The following is a 20540-nucleotide window of genomic DNA, read 5'->3' as shown; positions in this document are numbered from 1 at the left end:
CTTGCGCCGGCGCGGCCTGTTGCCGCACCGAACTCGAGTTTCGCAAGATCGACACGCGGTTTGCCAGCAAAGACAATGATTCTATCCTGATTTCAGGGTGTTTGCCAAATGGCGCGTTCCCTGTCAATGGAAGGCCTTCCAGAGCATGTAGGCGGCCAATCCATACAGGAGGAAGGCGAAAGCCCTCTTGAGCTGGCCGACGTTCATCGCGTGGGCGGCACTGGCGCCCAGAGGCGCCATCGACACGCTGGCCAGCGCGATGACGGCCAGGGCCGGGAGATAGAGGTAGCCGAAGGCACCGGGCAGTGCGGGTTCGAGATGCCAGCCGCCGATGAGGTAGCCCAGCGTGCTGGCGACGGCCACCGGCACTCCCAGCGCGGCGCTGGTGGCCACGGCGTTGTGCATCGGGACGTTGCACCACGTCATGAACGGCACGCTCACGAAGCCGCCGCCTGCGCCCACCAGGCCGGAGAGGAATCCTATGCCGGAGCCCGCTGCGGCCTGCCCCCAGAAGCCGGGCATCTCCCTATGCGGCGCGGGCTTCTTGCCACGCAACAGCTGGGTGGCTGAAAAGGCCACGAAGAGACCGAAGACCAGTGCCAGGGCCTGGCCCTTCAGCAAGGCGAAGGCGCCCCCTCCGGCGACCAGGCCGCCGAGCAGGATGCCGGGCGCCATGCCGCGCACCAGAGGCCAACGCACGGCACCCCGCCGGTGATGGGCTCGTACGCTCGACAAGGAGGTGAACAGGATCGTCGCCATCGACGTGGCGATGGCCATCTTGACCGCTACGCTGCTGTCGACGCCTCGGTGGCTGAGGATGATGGTCATGAAAGGCACCAGCAGCATGCCGCCACCGATGCCGAACAGTCCGGCCATGAAGCCCGCGCACAGGCCCAGCGCGACCAGTTCGCCGATGAGCGCCGGCGGCAGCACGTCCAGGCCGGGCATCACTCCCCCAGCAGCTCGAGCACGGCCTGCCATTCGGCCGGCGTCACCGGCGTGATGGACAGGCGGCTGCCGGGTTTGAGCAGCACCATGCTGGCCAGCTGCGGCGCTGCGCGCATCTCGCGCAGCGGCAACAGCCGGGTCTTCTTCACCAGCTTGACGTCCACGTGCTGCCAGCGGGGGGATTCGCGCGTGGACTTGGGGTCGTGGTAATGGCTCTCGGGATCGAACTGCGTCTCGTCAGGGTAGGCCGTGCTGGCCACTTCGGCCAGACCGGCCACGCCGGGCTCTGCGCACGAGGAGTGATAGAAGAGCACGCCGTCGCCGATGCGCATCGCATCGCGCATGAAATTGCGGGCCTGGTAGTTGCGCACGCCGGTCCATGGCAGCTTCTGGCCTGGGGCGCGAGCGAGGTCGTCGATCGAGGCCTCCTCGGGCTCGCTCTTCATCAGCCAGTACTGGGGCATGCGTCGTTCGGTGTGGGCGAGCGGATCGCGAGAAGGGTGTCCACCGCAAACCGTGGGCCGCATTCCTGAACCCAGGGGATTCAGGTGGGCGAGGTCAGCACGGCGTCGGGTTCATCTGACGCGAGACGATCACACCAGCCGGGCGATGTTCCAAGCCCGGGCTCGCGAGAGCATCGGTTCAAGGAAATATAAAACCCACGCGGATGCGGCGGACGGTTTGATTCTAGGCGTTCGACCGGGGTCGCGACAGCCTTCGTGTCACAGAAGTTGACCGTCGTCGCCCAGCGCCGCATCCAGTCGGTCGATGAGCCCGCTGACCAGCACATCCGCCTGCTCATCGGTGATGGGCGTGTCGTCTCTCGGCAGGCGCGACGGGAGCGCGGCAGGACTGGCCGGACGCTCCGCCAGACGATAGGCGAGATTCAACGCGGCGAGCACGGCCATGCGCTCGCGCGCCTTGACCTTCCCCGCATCGCGGATCGCGCTCATTTCATGATCGACGGTGGCCACCGCCGCCTGCAGCAGGGATTCGCCGCCCTCTGGGCAGGCCAGCAGGTAGCTCTGGCCCAGGATCGTCACTTCCAGTTGCTTCATTCATCCGCCCCCGGAGCGGCTTTTTCCACCGGCAGGCGATCGAGCAGCGCATCGATGCGCGCGCGGGCTGCCCCGAGGCGGGATTTCAGGCTGTCGCGTTCCGCGGTCATGGCCTGCAGTTGCTCTTCGAGCAGCGTGTTGGTTCGGGCCAGTTCCTCGTGCCGCAGCAGGAGGCGGTCGATGCGCTCGGCAAGTTCCGGCAGGCGTGACATGGACCTTCGCATGAGGCAGTGAGGATCGAGAATTGTAGGCGCGCGACTTGCTCATCCAGCCGCCTCGCGAGTGAGTGGAAGCCCGGGTTAGCATCCCGCACTTCTCGAATGAGCGACATGATTCACGGCCTGCCGCTGCGATGGACTCTGGCTCTCGGCGCGGCTGCTGTGGTGCTGCTCTCGGCGCTGGCGTTCGGTAGCGCCGGATGGGACACCGCCTTGGTGCTGGCGCTGAGGCTGCCGCGAGTGCTCGCGGCCGCGGGCGTCGGGGCCCTGCTCGCGCTGGCGGGGCTCGTGATGCAGGTGCTGCTTCGCAATCCGCTGGCGGATCCGTATGTGCTGGGGACCTCGGGCGGTGCATCGGTCGGTGCTTTGGCCGCCCTGCTGATTGGCACTCATGTGTGGATTGGTGCAGGCCTCGGCGCCCTGGGCGCGGGCGGCCTGCTGCTGCTGCTCGCTCGTCGGGCCCTGGCCTCGACCGATGATGCGTCGCCCAGGCTCATCCTCGTGGGCGCGATGCTCGCGGCCTTGTTCGGCGCGCTGGCCACGTTGCTGCTGATGCTGACTCCCGACGAACGCCTGCGCGGCGCCATCTTCTGGCTCGTGGGTGATCTGTCAGCGGCGCGGGAGGGAGGCATGTGCATCGCAGCGGCCGGGCTGTTGCTCGCGATGCTGATCTTCCGCGGTCGTCCCATCGACAGGCTGATGCTCGGCAGCGAGGCGGCAGGCCTGCTGGGCGAGCCGGTGCGGCGCCTGCGGGTCGAGCTGCTGGCTGCTGCGTCGATGGCGGTCGGGCTGGCGGTGGCGACCGCGGGCGCCGTGGGTTTCGTGGGCCTGGTCGTGCCGCAAGCGTGGCGGCTCGCGGGCGTCCAGCACACCCGCGAACTGGCTGGCTTGTCGGCCATCGGGGGGGCCACCTTGCTCGTGGCGGCGGATCTCATCTCTCGCACGGTGGCGGCACCGATGGAGCTGCCCGTGGGCGCTGTGATGGCCTTGGTCGGGGCCCCGTGCTTCATCGCGCTGCTGGTGCGCGGCGTGCGCTGATGCAAGCCGATCCGCCCCCCCTGATCGAGACGCGCGCGCTGGACTTGTGGGCGGGCGAACGTCATCTCGTCGACGGCCTCGACTGGCGCGTGAACGCGGGCGAAAGATGGTGTCTCATCGGTCGCAATGCATCCGGCAAGAGCAGCCTGTTGCGGGCGCTCGCCGGCTTGCCCGTGCCCGGACGCCAGGGCAGCATCGCCTGGCAGGGCCGCCCGCAAGGCGAGTGGCCGGCCGCGGAAGCCGCGTGCCTGCGGGCATGGATGCCGCAGCAGGCGACGGACCGATTCGCCCTGCCGGTGCGCCGCCTGCTCGAGCTTTCGAGGGTGCAGGTCGAGGGCTCGGAGCTGGACCTGGCCACGCTGGACATCGCCGACCTCGCCGATCGTCCGGTGACGCGCCTTTCGGGCGGAGAGCGGCAGCGCGTGGCGATTGCGCAGGCGGCGGTGCAGGGAGCGCCCGTGATGCTGATGGACGAGCCGATCGCGTTCCAGGATCCCGCTCACCAGGGCCTGGTCGCGCGGTGGTGTGCCGATTGGGTGGCACGGCGCCCCGGCCGTGCGTTGGTGATGAGCAGCCACGACATGCATTGGGTGGCCCGGGCCGCGACGCATGTGCTGGCCCTGCATGGCGATGGTCGCTGGCGCGCCGGGCCGGTGCAGGACTTGCTCGGAGCGAAGCCCTTGGGCGAGATCTTCGGCTGCGAATGGCTAGCCGCTGGTGGCAGCTGGCTGCCCGTCTGACGAAGCGGGCGTGGGCCTGTCGGCGGCGTCCTTGGCAGGGGCCGCGGTTTCCACCGGCGGACGCATCTGTTTCAGTGCCCTGGCCAGCTCGATCACTGCCATCGCGTAGTAACTGGACCAGTTGTAGCGTGTGACGACATAGAAGTTGCGGGTGCCGGCCACATAGCTTGGCTCCTCGTCCCCATTGAACAACTGCACGAGGGCCAACTGCCCCTCGTGCGCGCGACCCGCCTCATCGAGCCTGGCCCCGGCCTCGGCCATCTGGGCCGAAGTGAAGGTGGGCAGGATGTCGGGCACCAGCAGGCGGGCCCGCTGCTCGAGGTCCGCAGGCGGCGTGACCGCGAAGGTCGTCGGCAGACCTTCCTGCCAGCCGTGCTGGGCAAAGTAGTGGCCGACGCTGCCGACCACGTCGGCTCCATTGGCCTCGAGGTCGATGCGGCCGTCGCCATCGAAATCGACGGCATAGCGGCGCAAGGTGCTGGGCATGAACTGGGGCAGGCCCATGGCCCCCGCATACGAGCCCTTGACCGACTGCGGGTCGCGCCCTTCGTCGGCGCACCAGCGCAGGAAGGCCTGGAGCTCGCCTCGATAGAAGGCGCTGCGATCGGAGCGGCCGGCCGGGAAATCGAAGCTCAGCGTGGCCAGGGCGTCGAGCACCTTGAAGCCGCCGGTGATGCGGCCATAGAAGGTCTCCACGCCGACGATGGAGACGATGATCTCCGGCGGCACGCCCCAGCGCGCCTGAGCCTGGTTCAGCCACGGCTCCTGCGACTGCCACCAGCGCAGGCCTTCGCGGATGCGTTGCGCCTCGACGAAGCGACTGCGGTAGGCGGCCCAGTTCTTGGCCGTGCCGGCCGGCGGCGGCATCACGAGCTTCGCGACCGTCGGCTGGTAGCGCGCCTGCGCGAGTTGCGCGATGGTCCACTCCGGGTCCAGCCCTTCGCTTTCGGCGGCCTGGCGAGCGAAGGCGGCCACGTCCTCGCGCCGGCCGTAGAGGACCACGTCCAGGGCACTGTCGGACTGGACGACCCGCGCCGCCGGACGAGATTTGGCCGCCAGGGCGCCGACGGGGGCAAAGGTCAGCAGGCCGGCCAGGCCCACCAGGCCCACGGTGATCAGGCCGGGGCGGCCTGAGACATGAAATCGCATGCCGTGATTATCGAGCGCGCTCCTGGCCCACGGCGGGCGCGATGGCCCTGGCCCGGGCGATCGCGTCGTGGAAGTCACGCCACCAGCCGGCGGGCGTGCCGGTCCGCCCCGGTCGACCGTAGCGATGCAGCTCGAGGGCCGCGAGGGCGCGGGCGGCGGCTTCTCCACTTTCGCCGCAGCGCTCGCGCAGGCGCGCGGCCAAGGTGCCCAGCGTGTCGCTGGGTCGCGCGTCTATGCCCAGGCGCGCGAGTTGTCGGGCGATGCGCTCCCTAAGGCGTTGCCAGGGGCCCAGGCGGCGTGCATCGAACCAGGCCCAGGCCGCACCCGCCACACCGGCACCCACCACCAGCGTCACCAGCACGCGCGCCAGCGACATCAGATCCGGCGATTGCACGCCCCATTGCGAAAGCAGATCGAACTGCTGGCGCTTGCCATAGCCGAGGATCCACTGGTTCCAGCGGTTGTCCAGGGCCTCCACCCATTGGCGCCATTGCAGTCGCAGGTCGGGGCTGACCGCCTGCAAGGCACCGCCAAAGAGGCCGGGCGGCGGCTGGAGCGCCTCGCTTCGGCGGATGCGTTCCGGTGCCACCGCGCCCGTCGGGTCGGCCCTGACCCAGCCGCGACCGGCTTGCCAGAATTCGGCCCAGGCGTGCGCATGGCTCTGCCGCACGGCGAAGTAGCCGTCGACCGGCAGGAAGTCGGTGCCCTGGTAGCCGGTGACGATGCGGGCCGGCACGCCCATGGCCCTCATCACGACGACGAAGGCGGCCGCATAGTGCTCGCAGAAGCCTTCTCGCCGGTCCAGCCAGAACTCGTCGATCGGGTCGTCGCCATAGCTGCCCGGTTCGAGCGTGTAGACGAACGAGGTGCTGCGTATGTGTTGCAACACCGCCCCGGCGAGGGCGGTGGCATCTGCACCGCGCAGGCCCGGGCGGGCGCGCAATTCGGCCGCCCAGGCACGGGTGCGCGGATGGCGATCGGCCGGCAGCGTGAGCAGCATCCGCCGCTCGAAGGGGCGCAGAGCGGCAGCGTGCGGCGTCTGCAGGTCGGCCTGGGCCTTCAGGAGCACCCGCTCGGTCTGCGGTCGCGGCAGCTTCCACTGCCCATCGGCATCGGGCTGGCCGGGCAGGCCGACCAGCGGCGGCATGGCTTCGGGCATCAGCCGCGTGCCTTCGAGCAGAGGCAGCCAGGGGATGCGCAGCGGCTCCAGGGTCATCTCGTAGCGATAGATCCGCCGAGAGGGCGCTGCCTCCGTCGGGGCCGATTCGGCGCCGGCGGGCACGAACGAATTGGAGCGCCATCGCCTTCCGTCGTAATCCGACAGCACCGGACCGCGGAAGTACAACGCCTCGGCCGGCGGCGAGGGGCCTTCGAAGCGCAGGCGGAAGGCGATCTCGTCGTCGTTGGCGAGTTGCGCCACGTCGCCCAACTGCAGGTTGTCCGACAGGCCGGTCTTCGCGCCGCCCCCCGGCATGGCCCACAGGGGACCGAGGCGCGGGAAGAGCAGGAACAGCGCCACCATCACCGGCGTGCCGACCAGAGCGGCACGGCCGGCCAGGCCCGCCGCCTCCGCCAGCCGCGGGCGCCCTGCAGGCATGTGGGCCAGCGTCAGGGCCGTGAGCCAGCCCCAGACGGACAGTCCCATGGCCAGCGCCGTGGCGAGCGATTGCGAATACAGGAACTGCGTCAGCACCAGGAAGAAGCCGAGGAAGAAGACCACCAGTGCATCGCGGCGGGCACGCAGCTCGAGCGTCTTCAGCGCCATCAGCACGACCAGCAAGGTGACGCCCGCGTCCTTGCCGAACAGCGTGCGCTGCGTCCAAAGCGTCAAGCCTGCCGCGATGCCGAGGATGGCCACCAACCACCAGCGGCTGGGCAGGGGGCCCTGCCGCAATGCCAGGGCGCCGCGCCACACCAGCACGACCAGGCACAGCACGCCGACCCAGGTGCCCAGGCGCATCAGGTGTGGCGCGATGGTCCAGGCGATCACGACCAGCATGAACAGAGTGTCCCGGGCCTCGCGACCGACCGGGCGCCAGCGCGGGGAAAGGCGGGCGAGCGCGGCCGGCCGGTCCATCGTTCAGCCCCAGGTGGCCAGTGCCGTCAGTGCGGCATGGCGGTGTGCCGGGCCGTCCGCCGGCGCCAGCTCGCGGTCCGGCAGCCGCAGGCCATAGGCCATCCCCTGCGCATCGGCCTGCAGCACCCAGGCGGCCAGGCGCGACAGGCGTGTCTCGATGTCCGGCTGCCGGGCCTGGGTCCAGTCCAGCCAGAGTTCGCGGCGCGCAGACTCGCGGCCTTCGCGGCTGACCAGCTCGCCATGATGGGCGAGCTTCTTCCAGGCCACCTGGCGCAGACTGTCGCCACGCCTCCAGGGGCGCAGGCCGTCGAACTCGCCGCCGGCGGCAGTCGATCGCCGCGGCACCGGCCCTCCGGCCACGGCAGCGGCCACCGGCAGCGCCGCTGGGGGCTGCTCGGGCCGGGGATAGACGCAAAGCAGACCGGCCGGACGCCACAGCGACCAGGCGCGAAACAGGCCGAACGGGAAACGGCTCTCGATGTGCAGCAGCGGCAAGGGATGCAGGCCCCTCCGCTGGGCCAGCACGCCGACGGCCACCGTGGTCTGCCCCGCCGGTCCGATCTCGGCGTAGGCCAGCGCCGGGGGCGCTTCGGCACCCCGCACGGCGAACCCGAGGCCATGACGCGTCGCGCCGGGGTTGGTCACCACCACCTCCAAGGTCGCGCGGTCGCCTGCGAACACGGGGGAGGGCGGACGAGCGTGCAGCGTCAGGCCGCGCAGGGTGTTGTGCGTCATGTGCATGGACGCGAGCGCACTGCCGGCGAGCAGGAAGGTCAGCGCGTAGCCGAGGTTGAGCTGGTAGTTGATCGACGCCACGAGAAGGAGCAGCAACGTGATGCCGAAGGCCAGGCCCGCACGCGTGGGCACGATGTAGATGTTCCGCTGGGTGAGGTGCCACTGTTCCGCGGGACGGTGACGCCCCTCCCACCAGCGGCTGATGCGGCGGCGCAGCGCCTTGATCATCTCGGCGCCTAGGGCAGCGGAACCGCCTCGACCATGGCCCGGACCTGCTCGCGCCGGCCGCGTCCGGCCCCTGGCACGGGCATCAGGCGGTGGGCGATGGCCTGAGGCAGCAGGGATTGCAGGTCGTCGGGCGTCACGTGGTCGCGCCCGGCCATCAGCGCGCGCGCACGCGCCACCCGCAGCACCGCAATGCCTGCACGCGGCGACATCCCTTCCACGAACCACTGGCCCGAGCGCGTGGCGCCGATCAGCGCCTGCAGGTAGTCGAGCAGGGCGTCGGACGCGTGGACCTGCGGGACGGCGGACATGATCGTGCGGAGTTCGTCCGGGCTCATCACCGGCTGAAGCCGCGCGATGGCATCGCGCCGGTCGATGCCGGCCAGCAGGGCTCGCTCGGCGCGGTGGTCCGGGTAGCCCAGCGTGATGCACATCAGGAATCGGTCGAGCTGGCTTTCCGGCAGCGGGTAGGTGCCGAGCTGGTCGGTCGGGTTCTGGGTGGCGATGACGAAGAAGGGCGCGGGCAGGGGGCGGGTGTGTCCGTCTACGCTGACCTGATGCTCCTCCATCGCCTCCAGCAGGGCGCTCTGTGTCTTGGGGCCGGCGCGGTTGATCTCGTCGGCCAGCAGCACCTGCGCGAAGATGGGCCCCGCATGGAAGACGAATTCTTCCTTGGCCCGCTCGTAGACCGACACGCCTATGAGGTCGGTCGGCATCAGGTCGGCGGTGAACTGCGCACGTGCGAACTGCAGGCCCAGCGAGACGGCCAGCGTGTGCGCCAACGTGGTCTTGCCGACGCCGGGCACGTCCTCTATCAGGAGGTGGCCGCCGGCGAGCAGGCAGGCAATGCTGTCGTCGATCTGCGCGGCCTTGCCCACCACGATCGTGCTAATCTGGTCTTTGAGTTCAGTCAATCTCGACTGCAGGGCGGCGCTGATCATGGTGAGACGACGATAGCTCAGAACGGTGGACCGCCGCCTTTGGATCTGCCCATGACCACTGCCTACTTCACGCATCCTGACTGCCGGGCTCATGACATGGGCCGCGGCCACCCTGAATGCCCGGCGAGGCTCGACGCCATCGAGGATCACCTGCTGGCCACCGGACTGGACGTGGCGCTCACCCGCTTCGATGCGCCGCTGGCCCAGGTCTCGGATCTCGCGCTGGCCCATGCCGAGGGCTACGTGCTCGAACTGGCCGAGTTCATGCAGCAGGCCGCGGCCAACGGCGAGCACGTCGCCATCGATCCGGACACCACCGTCTGCCCGGCCACCTGGCAGGCCGCCATGCGCGCCGCCGGCGCCGCGGTGGCGGCAACCGATGCGGTCATCGACCGCCGCGCGCAAAACGCGTTCTGCGCCATCCGCCCGCCGGGCCACCATGCCACGCGATCGAGCGCGATGGGTTTCTGCTTCTTCAACAATGTGGCGATCGCGGCGCGGCATGCGCTGGATGTGCGCGGCCTGGAGCGGGTGGCGATCATCGACTTCGACGTCCACCACGGCAACGGCACCGAGGACATCATCGCCGGCGACGAGCGCATCCTGATGGCCAGCTTCTTCCAGGACCAGCTCTATCCCTTCAGCGGCGGCGTGCCCAAGGGTACGAACATGATCAACCTGCCCATCCCGGCGTACACCCGCGGGCCGCAGGTTCGCGAGCTGATCGAGGCCAACTGGATGCCGAGGCTGGACGCCTTCCGCCCGCAGATGCTGTTCATTTCGGCCGGATTCGATGCCCACCGCGAAGACGAGCTGGGCCAGCTGGGCCTGGTCGAGGCCGACTACGAATGGATCACGCGCCGCCTGGTGGAGGTGGCGAAACGGCACGCCGAGGGGCGCATCGTGTCTTGCCTGGAGGGCGGCTATGCGCTGAGTGCGCTCGCCCGCAGCGTGGCGGCGCATCTGCGCGTTCTGGCCGACGTCTGACCCGGAACCTGCACGCACGGCTGAGACAATCGGCCGCATGGCGAATTCGACTTCCATCCTGCCGGCCGTCACGCTGGACGAGCTATTAGCGGCCCTCTCCCATTCCAGCGCCTGGATCGAGATCGCGGTCGTGGTGGGCTGCCTGGGGCTGGCCTGGGCGGTGGTGCGGCTGCTGCGCGGCGCCGAAGCGCCACCCCAGTCCGTGTGGTTCGGCCGGCGGATCGTCGACGGGGCGCTTTTTCCCGCGCTGACGCTGACGCTCGCCTATGCGGCCCGCGGCGTCCTTCCGGCGCTGGGCGTGCCGTTGGCGGTTTTCAAGATCGCGCTGCCGGTGCTGCTGTCGTTCGCCGTGATCAGGCTGTCGGTCCGGGTGCTGACGGCGGCCTTCCCGAGCTCGCGCGTCATGCGCCTGGCCGAGCGCACGATCTCGTGGCTGGCGTGGCTGGCCGTGGTGGGATGGATCACCGGCGTGCTGCCGGTGGTCCTGGACGAACTCGACGACATCCACCTGAAGCTCGGCGGCGCCAAGATGACGATGCGCAACCTGGTGGAAGGCGCGTTGTCGGCCGGTTTCGTGCTGGTGTTGGCGCTGTGGGTGTCTGCTGCCATCGAGCAGCGGCTGCTGCGCGGCGCCTATGGCGAGCAATTGTCGCTGCGCAAGGCGGCTGCCAATGTCGTGCGGGCGCTGCTGACCTTCGTCGGGCTGCTGATCGCCCTCACGGCGGTCGGCATCGACCTGACTGCCCTGTCAGTGCTCGGCGGCGCCGTGGGCGTGGGCATCGGCTTCGGCCTGCAGAAGCTCGCCGCCAACTACGTGTCCGGCTTCGTCATCCTGGCCGAGCGTTCACTGCGGATCGGAGACACGGTGAAGGTCGATGGCTTCGAAGGGCGCATCACCGACATCGCCACCCGCTACACGGTCATCCGTGCGCTCAACGGCCGCGAGGCCATCGTGCCCAACGAGATGCTCATCACGCAACGGGTCGAGAACCTGTCGCTCGCCGATCCGAAGGTCCTGGTGTCGACCCAGGTGCAGGTGGCCTACGGCACCGACCTGCCGGCGCTCGTGCCCAAGATCGCGGCCGCCGCGGGCTCGGTGCCGCGCGTGCTGGCCGAACCGGGGCCGTCGGTGCAACTCACCGAGTTCGGCGCCGACGGCCTGACGCTGGGGGTGCACTTCTGGATCGTCGACCCGGAAAACGGCCTGGGCGGCGTGCGCTCGGACGTCAACCTGGCCATTCTTGGGTGCCTGAACCGGGAAGGGGTCGAGATTCCCTTCCCTCAGAGGGTGGTGCGCAGCCTGTGAGGGCTGCCCGCCTCAGGCAGTGACGACAGGGATCTGGCCGATCTTGCCTTGCCAGGCCTTCGGCCCTTCAATGTGGACGCTGGTGCCGCCGGCGTCCACGGCCACGGTCACCGGCATATCGACCACGTCGAACTCGTAGATCGCCTCCATGCCGAGGTCGGCGAAGCCGACGACCTTGGCGGCCTGGATGGACTTCGAGACAAGATAGGCGGCGCCACCGACAGCCATCAGGTACGCACTCTTGCTGTCCTTGATCGCTTCGATCGCGACCGGTCCGCGCTCTGCCTTGCCCACCATCGCGATCAGCCCGGTCTTCTCGAGCATCATGCGGGTGAACTTGTCCATCCGGGTGGCCGTGGTCGGGCCGGCGGGGCCGACGACTTCATCGCGCACCGGGTCGACCGGGCCGACGTAGTAGATGACGCGATTGGTGAAGTCCACCGGCAGCTTCTCGCCCTTGGCGAGCATGTCCTGGATGCGCTTGTGCGCGGCGTCGCGGCCGGTGAGCATCTTGCCGTTGAGCAGGAGCGTGTCGCCGGGCTTCCAGCCCGCCACTTCTTCCTTCGTCAGCGTGTTGAGATCGACACGCTTGCTCTTGTTGTAGTCCGGCGCCCAGTGCACGTCCGGCCAGAGGTCCAGGCTGGGCGGGTCCAGATGCACGGCACCGGATCCATCGAGCACGAAGTGGGCGTGCCGGGTGGCGGCGCAATTGGGGATCATGGCCACCGGCAGGGAGGCGGCGTGCGTCGGGAAAGTCTTGATCTTGACGTCCAGCACCGTGGTGAGGCCGCCCAGGCCTTGGGCGCCGATGCCCAGGGCGTTGACCTTCTCGTACAGCTCGATGCGCAACTCCTCGAGCTTGTTCGATGGGCCGCGCTGAAGCAGCTCGTACATGTCGATGTCGTCCATGAGCGCCTCCTTCGCCAGGAGGACGGCCTTCTCGGCCGTGCCGCCGATGCCGATGCCCAGCATGCCCGGCGGGCACCAGCCGGCGCCCATGGTGGGCACCGTCTTGAGCACCCAGTCGACCAGGCTGTCGCTGGGGTTGAGCATGTACATCTTGCTCTTGTTCTCGCTGCCGCCGCCCTTGGCTGCCAGGGTGACTTCCATCGTGTTGCCGGGCACCACTTCCATGTGGATGACTGCGGGCGTGTTGTCCTTGGTGTTCTTGCGCTCGAAGATCGGATCGGCCAGCACCGAGGCCCGCAGCACGTTGTCCGGGTTCAGGTAGCCCTGGCGCACGCCTTGGTTGATCGCATCGGCGATGGAGCCGGTGAAGCCTTCCCACTTCACGTCCATCCCGATCTTCAGGAAGACGTTCACGATGCCGGTGTCCTGGCAGATCGGGCGTCGACCTTCGGCCGACATGCGCGAGTTGGTCAGGATCTGGGCAATCGCGTCCTTGGCCGCCGGGCTCTGCTCGCGTTCGTAGGCGCGGGCGAGGTGGGCGATGTAGTCGGTCGGGTGGAAGTAGCTGATGTACTGCAGCGCGCTCGCGACGGATTCGACGAGGTCGGCCTGGCGGATGGTGGTCATGGTCTTGCGCGGGGTGGCGATGGCTGGGGCGATGCCAATTTTATCTGGGGGTCTCGATGCGGTCAGTGCTTGCCGGCCGCCGGCATCACCCGATCCGCGGCCGCGATCGCCAGGGCCGACAGCAGGAAGGCGATGTGGATCAGCGTCTGCCACATCAGCGTCTTCTCGGTGTAGTTCTCGGCATTGATGAAGGTCTTGAGCAGGTGGATCGAGCTGATGCCGATGATGGCCGTCGCCAGCTTGACCTTCAGCACCGATGCGTTGACGTGGCTGAGCCACTCGGGCTGATCCGGGTGCGAATCGAGTTCCAGACGGGACACGAAGGTCTCGTAGCCGCCGACGATGACCATGATGAGCAGGTTCGAGATCATCACCACGTCGATCAGGCCCAGCACCACCAGCATGATGATGGTCTCGCTGAGCTTGGAGATCGGGGCGTAGGAGACGGCCTTGGTGACCGGATCCACGATCGCGGCGCCCTTGTATCCCAGGCTGTTGACCAGCGTCGCCAGTGCTTCCTGACTGCCGAAGACGGCCTCGATCAGGTGGACCAGCTCGCCCCAGAACTGGTAGACGTAGACGCCTTGGGCGACGATCAACCCGAGGTACAGCGGCAGCTGCAGCCATCGGCTGGCAAAGATGAACCGGGGCAGGGGCCGCAGGGGTGGGGGGATCTTGTCGGGGTTGGACGCCATCTTGGGTGTGAGGTTGTGCGACATTCGCTGATCGGGCGCGGCGGATTGTAGAAGCCGGTCAGGGCAGGGCGTTGACAGCCAGGCCCGCCAGGAGTAAGCCGTTCGTCAGACGCTTTGACGACAGTTGCGGCAACCGTTGCAACCGAACCGTTGCTGATCAACGGTGGCAAGTTGAGGGCGTGCCGCTGGCCGCCGATGTCTGGAGCCTAGAGGAGACGATCGATGAGCGAAGAGCTGAAGACCTACGCCCCGCCCGCAGCGCTGGCCGAGAAGGCCGCCGTGCCGGGCATGGCGGCGTACGAGGCCTTGTGCCAGGAGGCCGAGTCCGACTATGCCGGCTACTGGGGCCGACTCGGGCGCGAGATGGTCAGCTGGAAGAAGCCCTTCACCAAGGTGCTCGACGATTCGAACGCACCGTTCTTCAAGTGGTACGAGGACGGCACGTTGAACGCCTCGTACAACTGCCTCGATCGCAACGTAGAGCGGGGCCTGGGCGACAAGACGGCCATCATCTTCGAAGCCGACGGCGGCGAGGTCACCAAGGTCAGCTATTCCGAACTCCTCGCGCGCACCTGCCAGATCGCCAACGGCCTGAAGTCGCTCGGCATCCGCAAGGGCGATCGGGTGGTGATCTACATCTCGATGTCGATCGACGGCGTGGCGGCCATGCAGGCCTGTGCCCGCATAGGCGCGACGCACTCCGTCGTCTTCGGTGGCTTCTCGGCCCAGTCGCTGCGTGATCGCATCGAGGACACCGGAGCCAAGGCCGTCATCACTGCGGACCATCAGATCCGAGGCGGCAAGCAACTGCCGCTGAAGTCGATCGTCGACGAAGCCATCGCGCTGGGCGGCTGCGATTCGGTGACCAATGTGCTGGTCGTCAAGCGCAGCGGCGCCCCGGTGGCCATGGCCGCCGGCCGCGACCTGTGGATGCAGGACGTGATCGGCAGCCTGCCGACCACCTGCGAGCCGGAGTGGGTCGAGGCCGAGCATCCGCTGTTCCTGCTGTACACGTCCGGCTCGACCGGCAAGCCCAAGGGTGTGCAGCACGCGACGGGCGGCTTCCTGGTCCACGCAGCGCTCACGAGCAAGTGGACCTTCGACCTCAAGCCGGAAGACGTCTTCTGGTGCACGGCAGACATCGGCTGGGTGACCGGACACACCTACATCACCTACGGCCCGCTGGCGCTTGGCGCGACCGAGATCGTCTTCGAAGGCGTGCCCACCTACCCGGACGCCGGCCGTTTCTGGCAGATGATCGAGAAGCACAAGGTGTCGGTCTTCTACACCGCGCCCACGGCCATCCGCTCGCTCATCAAGGCGGCCGAGGCCAACGAGGCGATCCATCCCAAGCGATACGACCTGTCGTCCCTGCGCATCCTCGGCTCGGTCGGCGAGCCGATCAATCCGGCCGCCTGGGAGTGGTACCACCAGCATGTCGGCGGCAGCCGCTGCCCCATCGTCGACACCTTCTGGCAAACCGAGACGGGCGGCCACATGATCACGCCGCTACCAGGCGCCACGCCGCTGGTGCCGGGCTCCTGCACCTTGCCGTTCCCCGGGATCCAGGCGGCCATCGTCGACGAGACCGGCAACGACGTACCGAATGGGCAGGGCGGCATCCTGGTGGTGAAGAAGCCGTGGCCCTCGATGATCCGCACGATCTGGGGCGACCCGGAGCGATTCAAGAAGAGCTACTACCCGCCGGAGCTCAAGGGCTACTACTTGGCCGGCGACGGCGCCATCCGTGACGTCACGACGGGCTACTTCACCATCACAGGCCGGATCGACGACGTGTTGAACGTCTCCGGTCACCGCATGGGAACGATGGAGATCGAGTCCGCGCTCGTCAGCTGCACCGAGCTGGTGGCAGAAGCGGCGGTGGTCGGTCGCCCGGACGACACCACCGGCGAAGCCGTCTGCGCCTTCGTGGTCCTCAAGCGTCCTCGCCCCACCGGTGAGGAAGCCAAGGCGATCGCCAAGCAGCTGCGCGACCACGTGGGAAAGGAGATCGGCCCGATCGCCAAGCCCAAGGACATCCGTTTCGGCGAGAACCTGCCCAAGACCCGCTCCGGCAAGATCATGCGGCGCCTGCTGCGCTCCATCGCCAAGGGCGAAGCCATCACCCAGGACACCTCCACCCTCGAGAACCCGGCCATCCTGGATCAGTTGTCGGAGAACAACTGATCCGGGCGCCGCAGGATGCGGCGGCGCGAAGCGCGTTTGGGGGGCGGGGTTTGCTCATATCGCACCGCGATGTGAGCGAGCACCAGAAGACGGCCATCCTGGATCAGTTGTCGGAGAACAACTGATCCGGGCGCCGCAGGATGCGGCGGCGCGAAGCGCGTTTGGGGGGCGGGGTTTGCTCATATCGCACCGCGATGTGAGCGAGCACCAGAACCCGGCCATCCTGGATCAGTTGTCGGAGAACAACTGATCCGGGCGCCGCAGGATGCGGCGGCGCGAAGCGCGTTTGGGGGGCGGGGTTTGCTCATATCGCACCGCGATGTGAGCGAACACCAGAACCCGGCCATCCTGGATCAGTTGTCGGAGAACAACTGAGCCAGGCGCCGCAGGATGCGGAGTCTGGAAACACGGACCTGAAAAGCAAAAAGCCCCGCGGTGCGGGGCTTTTTGCTTGGAGGCTAAGAAATCACTTGAGCGACATCACCCAGGTGGCCAGTTGCTTGGCTTCGTCGGGCGTCACGGGGTTGGCCGGCATCGGCACCTGGCCCCAGACGCCGACACCGCCCTTCTGGATCTTTTCGGCCAGCTTCGCCACGGCGTCCTTCTGGCCGGCGTACTTCGCGGCGACTTCCTTGTAGGCCGGGCCCACGACCTTCTTGTCGACGGAGTGGCAAGCCAGGCAGTTCTTCTTCGCGGCCAGGTCTGCATTGGCCAATGCGGGCGACACGGCGGCGACGGCGAGCAGTGCGATCAAGGCTTTCATGGGGTCCTTCACGACGTTGGTGGGGAAATTCCCCGGGGGGCTGGATTACAGTCGGAACAACGGAGTTTACAAAGTCCGGTTGACGCCGATCTTGCGCCGCCGGCGTCCGCCTTTCGGAGCGAGTGCATGGTTTTCATCATCGTCGGCGTCATCCTGATCGTCTTGCGCATTGCAGGCGTCAGTCCGATGGCCGACTGGAATCTCGAGTTTTTCGGCGACCTGTGGAAGTTCGCCCTGCCGTTCATTCTCGCGCTGGTCTGGTGGGCCTGGTCGGATGCCAGCGGCTGGACCAAGCGTCGCGAAATGGAAAAGGACGAGGAGCGCAAGGCCGACCGGCGCCGCCGCAACGTCGAAAACCTCGGCCTGGGGCCGAAGGATCCGAAGAAGGGCGGCGGCCGCCGCTGAGCCTTCACCTCATTCGAACCGGTCCAGCACAGCCCCGCCACTGGCACTGCAGGCGTTCTTGGCAAACTTCGCCAGCACGCCACGTGTGTAGCGCGGCTCGGGTCGTTTCCACGCGGCGCGGCGCCGGGCCAATTCGCCGTCATCGACATGAAGCTGCAGCAACAGTTGGTGCGCGTCGATGGTGATCGAATCGCCCTCCTGGACCAGGGCAATGGTGCCGCCCTCGTAGGCCTCGGGGGCCACGTGGCCGACCACCATGCCCCAGGTTCCGCCGGAAAAGCGCCCGTCGGTGATCAGGCCCACTGATTCGCCCAGGCCCTGGCCGATCAGCGCCCCCGTCGGAGCCAGCATCTCGGGCATGCCCGGGCCGCCCTTGGGCCCGAGGTAGCGCAGGACCATCACGTCGCCGGCCTTGATCTGGCCGGCCATGATGGCCGCAAGCGCCGACTGCTCGTCGTCGAAGACGCGTGCCGGGCCGGTGATGACCGGATTCTTCAGGCCGGTGATCTTGGCCACGCACCCTTCGGTCGACAGGTTGCCCTTCAGGATCGCGAGGTGTCCTTCCTCGTACATGGGCGCCGACAGAGGGCGAATCACTTCCTGGCCGGCCGGCGGAATGCTCGGCACATCGGCCAGGTTCTGCGCGACGGTCTTGCCGGTGATGGTCATGCAATCGCCGTGCAGCAGGCCGGCATCGAGCAGGAGCTTCATGACCTGCGGGATGCCGCCGGCACGGTGCAGGTCGATGGCCAGGAAGCGGCCGCTGGGCTTCAGGTCGCAAATCACCGGCACCTTGCGGCGCACGCGCTCGAAATCGTCGATCGTCCAGTCGACACCGGCCGCATGGGCGATGGCCAGGAAGTGCAGCACCGCGTTGGTCGACCCGCCGGTCGCCATGATCACCGCCACCGCGTTCTCGATCGACTCCTTGGTGACGATGTCGCGCGGCTTCAGGTCCAGGCGAATGGCCTCGACCAGGACGCCTGCGCAGCGCTTGACGCTGGCGACGATCTCGTCCTCCACGTTGGCCATGGTGGAAGAGTAGGGCAGGCTCATGCCCAGGGCCTCGAAGGCCGAGCTCATGGTGTTGGCGGTGTACATGCCGCCGCAGGAGCCGGTGCCGGGGATGGCGCGCTTCTCGATCTGGCAGAAGTCCTCTTCGCTCATCTTGCCGGCCGAGAACTGGCCGACCGCCTCGAAGACGCTGACGATGTTCAGGTCCTGGCCCTTGTAGTGGCCGGGCAGGATGGTGCCGCCGTAGACGTAGATCGACGGCACGTTGGCGCGCAGCATGCCCATCAGGCCGCCGGGCATGTTCTTGTCGCAACCGCCGATGACGATGACGCCGTCCATCCACTGGCCGCCGACGCAGGTCTCGACGCAGTCGGCGATGACCTCGCGCGAGACCAGCGAGTACTTCATGCCTTCGGTGCCCATGGCCATGCCGTCGGAGATGGTCGGCGTGCCGAAGATCTGCGGGTTGGCGCCGGCCTCCTTCAGGCCTTGCACCGCGGCATCAGCCAGCTTCTGCAGGCCCGAGTTGCAGGGCGTGATGGTGGAGTGGCCGTTGGCGACGCCGACCATCGGCTTGCCGAAGTCGCCCTCCTGGTAGCCCATGCCGTAGTACATGGAGCGATTGGGGGCGCGGGCGACGCCCTCGGTGATGTTCTTGGAGCGGCGATTGAGGTCGGACATGGTGCAGCGGTCTGGTTCGGGCAAACCCGGGAACTATAGACCGCGCGCCGGGCGCCCGGAGGCCGACCGGCCTGCGCCTTATCATGCCGCCCCATGCTCACGCACCCCCAATTCAACCCGGTTGCGCTGGATCTCACGCGCATCGGCCTGCCGCTGCAGATCCACTGGTACGGCCTCACGTATCTCGTCGCCTTCGGACTGTTCCTGTTTCTCGCCGCACGCCGCGTGAAGTTGCCCTGGTTCGCCAGCGGCGGCTGGACCCGCCGCGACGTGGAGGACCTGCTGTTCTACGGCGTGGTCGGGGTGGTGCTCGGTGGGCGGCTGGGCTACGTCCTTTTCTACAAGCCGGGCTACTACGCCAGCCATCTGTTCGAGGTGGTGGCGGTGTGGAAGGGCGGGATGTCCTTCCATGGCGGGCTGCTGGGCGTGGTGGTGGCTATGGCGCTGTTCGCCAGGTGGCGTCAGCGCCCGTTCTGGCAGGTCACCGACCTCATTGCTCCTTGCGTGCCCCTGGGGCTGGCCAGCGGGCGCGTGGGCAACTTCATCAACGGCGAACTGTGGGGGCGTGCGGCCGACCCGAGCCTGCCCTGGGCGATGGTCTTCCCGCAATCCGGCCTGGACATTCCCCGCCACCCTTCCCAGATCTACCAGTTCCTGCTCGAGGGCGTGCTGCTGTTCATCCTGCTGTGGATCTACGCGAAGAAGCCCCGCGGCACGGGGCAGGTCTCCGGCGCGTTCCTGGCGGGCTACGGCGTCTTCCGCTTCATCGCCGAGTACTTCCGTGAGCCCGACAGCTTCCTGGGCCTGCTGGCCTTCAACATGAGCATGGGCCAGTGGCTGTGCCTGCCGATGATCCTGTTCGGGATGGCGCTTTGGGCCTGGGGTGCGCGCCAGCCGGCGGCCGGCCAGAAGGCGATCGCATGAGGCAGATCTTCCTCGACACCGAAACCACCGGCCTGTCGCCTGAAAGCGGCGACCGCGTCATCGAGATCGGCTGCATCGAGATGGTGGGGCGGCGGCTGACCGGCAACAACAAGCACTTCTATCTCAACCCCGAGCGCAAGAACAGCGAAGACGCAGTGCGCGTGCACGGGCTGACCGACGAGTTCCTCGCCGACAAGCCGGTCTTCGCCGCCGTGGCCGAGGAGCTGATGGAGTTCCTGTCCGGCGCCGAGATCGTGATCCACAACGCGGCCTTCGACGTCGGCTTTCTCAATGCGGAGCTGAGGCGCCTGGGCCGACCGCCCTTCGCCGAGTGCGTGGGTGGCATCAGCGACACGCTGGCCTTGGCGCGCGACATGTTCCCTGGCAAGAGCAATTCGCTGGACGCCTTGTGCAAGCGGCTGGAGGTGGACAACTCCAACCGCACTTTGCACGGTGCCCTGCTGGATGCGGGGCTCCTGGCCGAGGTCTACATCCGCCTGACGCGTGGCCAGGATTCGCTGGTCATCGACACCCACGAGACCCCGGGCCAGATGATCCAAGTCGAGCAGATCGACCTGTCGGCGTTCGATCTGCCGATCATCGTGGCGACCGGCGATGAACTCCTGGCCCACGAGGCCTTGCTGGCCGAACTGGACAAGGCCAGCGGCGGCAAGACGCAGTGGCGCAAACTTATGGCATAATCCAAGGCTTTCCCGGGTTCGCATCTGAACACCAGAAACCGAATTCCGGGCGGTTAGCTCAGCGGTAGAGCACTGCCTTCACACGGCAGGGGTCGCAGGTTCGAACCCTGCACCGCCCACCAAGCAGCACAGAGCAGCACGCCAACGGCACCTTCGGGTGCCGTTGGCGTTTTTGCTGGCTCGGCGGCGTTCGGTGAGCAAACGAAACAGAT

General features: G+C 67.8%; 20 protein-coding genes and 1 tRNA gene. 9 read left to right on the top strand and 12 right to left on the bottom strand.

Going from position 1 to position 20540, the window contains the following annotated elements; translation table 11 throughout:
• Positions 1-123 precede the first annotated feature (123 nt).
• The 4 genes from ACS5PM_RS00500 to ACS5PM_RS00485 form a co-directional block, all read right to left on the bottom strand.
• Positions 124-948, bottom strand: a complete 825-nt coding sequence (locus ACS5PM_RS00500) for a sulfite exporter TauE/SafE family protein (RefSeq protein WP_439384308.1) — start codon at positions 946-948, stop codon at positions 124-126.
• Positions 948-1412, bottom strand: coding sequence for an EVE domain-containing protein (locus tag ACS5PM_RS00495; RefSeq protein WP_439384306.1), 465 nt, complete (start codon positions 1410-1412; stop codon positions 948-950). The genes ACS5PM_RS00500 and ACS5PM_RS00495 overlap by 1 nt, the downstream gene beginning before the upstream one ends.
• 258 nt (positions 1413-1670) lie before the next feature.
• Complete coding sequence (locus tag ACS5PM_RS00490) at positions 1671-2006, bottom strand: cell division protein ZapA (protein WP_439384304.1); 336 nt, start codon at positions 2004-2006, stop codon at positions 1671-1673.
• Complete coding sequence (locus tag ACS5PM_RS00485) at positions 2003-2218, bottom strand: DUF904 domain-containing protein (RefSeq protein WP_439384302.1); 216 nt, start codon at positions 2216-2218, stop codon at positions 2003-2005. The genes ACS5PM_RS00490 and ACS5PM_RS00485 overlap by 4 nt, the downstream gene beginning before the upstream one ends.
• Positions 2219-2326: 108 nt before the next feature.
• Here ACS5PM_RS00485 and ACS5PM_RS00480 point away from each other — a divergent pair, with 108 nt between their 5' ends.
• Complete coding sequence (locus ACS5PM_RS00480) at positions 2327-3262, top strand: FecCD family ABC transporter permease (RefSeq protein WP_439384300.1); 936 nt, start codon at positions 2327-2329, stop codon at positions 3260-3262.
• Positions 3262-4002, top strand: a complete 741-nt coding sequence (locus ACS5PM_RS00475) for an ABC transporter ATP-binding protein (protein ID WP_439384298.1) — start codon at positions 3262-3264, stop codon at positions 4000-4002. The genes ACS5PM_RS00480 and ACS5PM_RS00475 overlap by 1 nt, the downstream gene beginning before the upstream one ends.
• Here ACS5PM_RS00475 and mltB read toward each other — a convergent pair.
• The 4 genes from mltB to ACS5PM_RS00455 are packed head-to-tail and all read right to left on the bottom strand — an operon-like array spanning position 3970 to position 9129.
• Complete coding sequence (gene mltB, locus ACS5PM_RS00470; protein WP_439384296.1) at positions 3970-5151, bottom strand: lytic murein transglycosylase B; 1182 nt, start codon at positions 5149-5151, stop codon at positions 3970-3972. The two genes, ACS5PM_RS00475 and mltB, sit on opposite strands and share 33 nt — an antisense overlap.
• A gap of 7 nt (positions 5152-5158) precedes the next feature.
• The gene (locus ACS5PM_RS00465; protein WP_439384294.1) at positions 5159-7228 is read right to left on the bottom strand and encodes a transglutaminase TgpA family protein; all 2070 of its coding nucleotides are present in this window, start codon (positions 7226-7228) and stop codon (positions 5159-5161) included.
• Positions 7229-7231: 3 nt separating this feature from the next.
• Positions 7232-8191 carry a DUF58 domain-containing protein gene (locus tag ACS5PM_RS00460; RefSeq protein WP_439384292.1) on the bottom strand — a complete coding sequence of 320 codons (960 nt, stop codon included), beginning with the start codon at positions 8189-8191 and terminating at the stop codon, positions 7232-7234.
• 8 nt (positions 8192-8199) lie between these two features.
• Entirely contained in the window at positions 8200-9129 is a 930-nt protein-coding gene (locus ACS5PM_RS00455; RefSeq protein WP_439384290.1) for an AAA family ATPase, read from the bottom strand.
• A gap of 51 nt (positions 9130-9180) precedes the next feature.
• On the opposite strand from ACS5PM_RS00455, the gene ACS5PM_RS00450 reads away from it, so the two are divergent.
• Together ACS5PM_RS00450 and ACS5PM_RS00445 are read left to right on the top strand one after the other, a co-directional pair.
• Complete coding sequence (locus tag ACS5PM_RS00450) at positions 9181-10116, top strand: histone deacetylase family protein (protein ID WP_439384288.1); 936 nt, start codon at positions 9181-9183, stop codon at positions 10114-10116.
• 37 nt (positions 10117-10153) lie between these two features.
• The gene (locus tag ACS5PM_RS00445) at positions 10154-11422 is read left to right on the top strand and encodes a mechanosensitive ion channel family protein (protein WP_439384286.1); all 1269 of its coding nucleotides are present in this window, start codon (positions 10154-10156) and stop codon (positions 11420-11422) included.
• A gap of 12 nt (positions 11423-11434) precedes the next feature.
• Here ACS5PM_RS00445 and ACS5PM_RS00440 read toward each other — a convergent pair whose 3' ends face one another.
• Positions 11435-12958, bottom strand: coding sequence for a fumarate hydratase (locus ACS5PM_RS00440; protein ID WP_439384284.1), 1524 nt, complete (start codon positions 12956-12958; stop codon positions 11435-11437).
• 62 nt (positions 12959-13020) lie between these two features.
• A complete protein-coding gene (locus ACS5PM_RS00435; protein WP_439385576.1) occupies positions 13021-13653 on the bottom strand; it encodes a TIGR00645 family protein in 633 nt (210 codons plus the stop codon).
• 222 nt (positions 13654-13875) lie between these two features.
• Here ACS5PM_RS00435 and acs point away from each other — a divergent pair, with 222 nt between their 5' ends.
• Positions 13876-15840 carry an acetate--CoA ligase gene (gene acs, locus ACS5PM_RS00430; RefSeq protein WP_439384282.1) on the top strand — a complete coding sequence of 655 codons (1965 nt, stop codon included), beginning with the start codon at positions 13876-13878 and terminating at the stop codon, positions 15838-15840.
• 466 nt (positions 15841-16306) lie between these two features.
• On the opposite strand, the gene ACS5PM_RS00425 is transcribed toward acs, so the two are convergent.
• Positions 16307-16603: a c-type cytochrome gene (locus ACS5PM_RS00425; RefSeq protein ID WP_439384280.1), complete on the bottom strand. Its 297-nt coding sequence runs from the start codon at positions 16601-16603 to the stop codon at positions 16307-16309.
• Between the two features lie 126 nt (positions 16604-16729).
• Between ACS5PM_RS00425 and ACS5PM_RS00420 the strand changes: the two genes are divergently transcribed.
• Positions 16730-17008 (top strand): TIGR04438 family Trp-rich protein, encoded by a 279-nt coding sequence (locus tag ACS5PM_RS00420; protein ID WP_439384278.1) that lies wholly within the window; start codon positions 16730-16732, stop codon positions 17006-17008.
• Positions 17009-17017: 9 nt separating this feature from the next.
• Here ACS5PM_RS00420 and ilvD read toward each other — a convergent pair whose 3' ends face one another.
• Positions 17018-18703: a dihydroxy-acid dehydratase gene (gene ilvD, locus ACS5PM_RS00415; RefSeq protein ID WP_439384276.1), complete on the bottom strand. Its 1686-nt coding sequence runs from the start codon at positions 18701-18703 to the stop codon at positions 17018-17020.
• Positions 18704-18796: 93 nt separating this feature from the next.
• Here ilvD and lgt point away from each other — a divergent pair, with 93 nt between their 5' ends.
• The 3 genes from lgt (at position 18797) to ACS5PM_RS00400 (ending at position 20450) form a co-directional block, all read left to right on the top strand.
• Positions 18797-19627 (top strand): prolipoprotein diacylglyceryl transferase, encoded by an 831-nt coding sequence (gene lgt / locus ACS5PM_RS00410; protein ID WP_439384274.1) that lies wholly within the window; start codon positions 18797-18799, stop codon positions 19625-19627.
• On the top strand, positions 19624-20328 hold the full coding sequence (gene dnaQ / locus ACS5PM_RS00405) for a DNA polymerase III subunit epsilon (protein ID WP_439384271.1): 705 nt from the start codon (positions 19624-19626) through the stop codon (positions 20326-20328). The genes lgt and dnaQ overlap by 4 nt, the downstream gene beginning before the upstream one ends.
• Positions 20329-20375: 47 nt before the next feature.
• Positions 20376-20450 (top strand) — tRNA-Val (locus ACS5PM_RS00400).
• The last annotated feature ends 90 nt before the right edge of the window (positions 20451-20540 follow it).

This window comes from Ideonella flava (assembly GCF_051857595.1).
Taxonomy (GTDB): Bacteria; Pseudomonadota; Gammaproteobacteria; order Burkholderiales; family Burkholderiaceae_C; genus Ideonella.
This window is presented reverse-complemented; position numbering and strand designations above follow the sequence as displayed.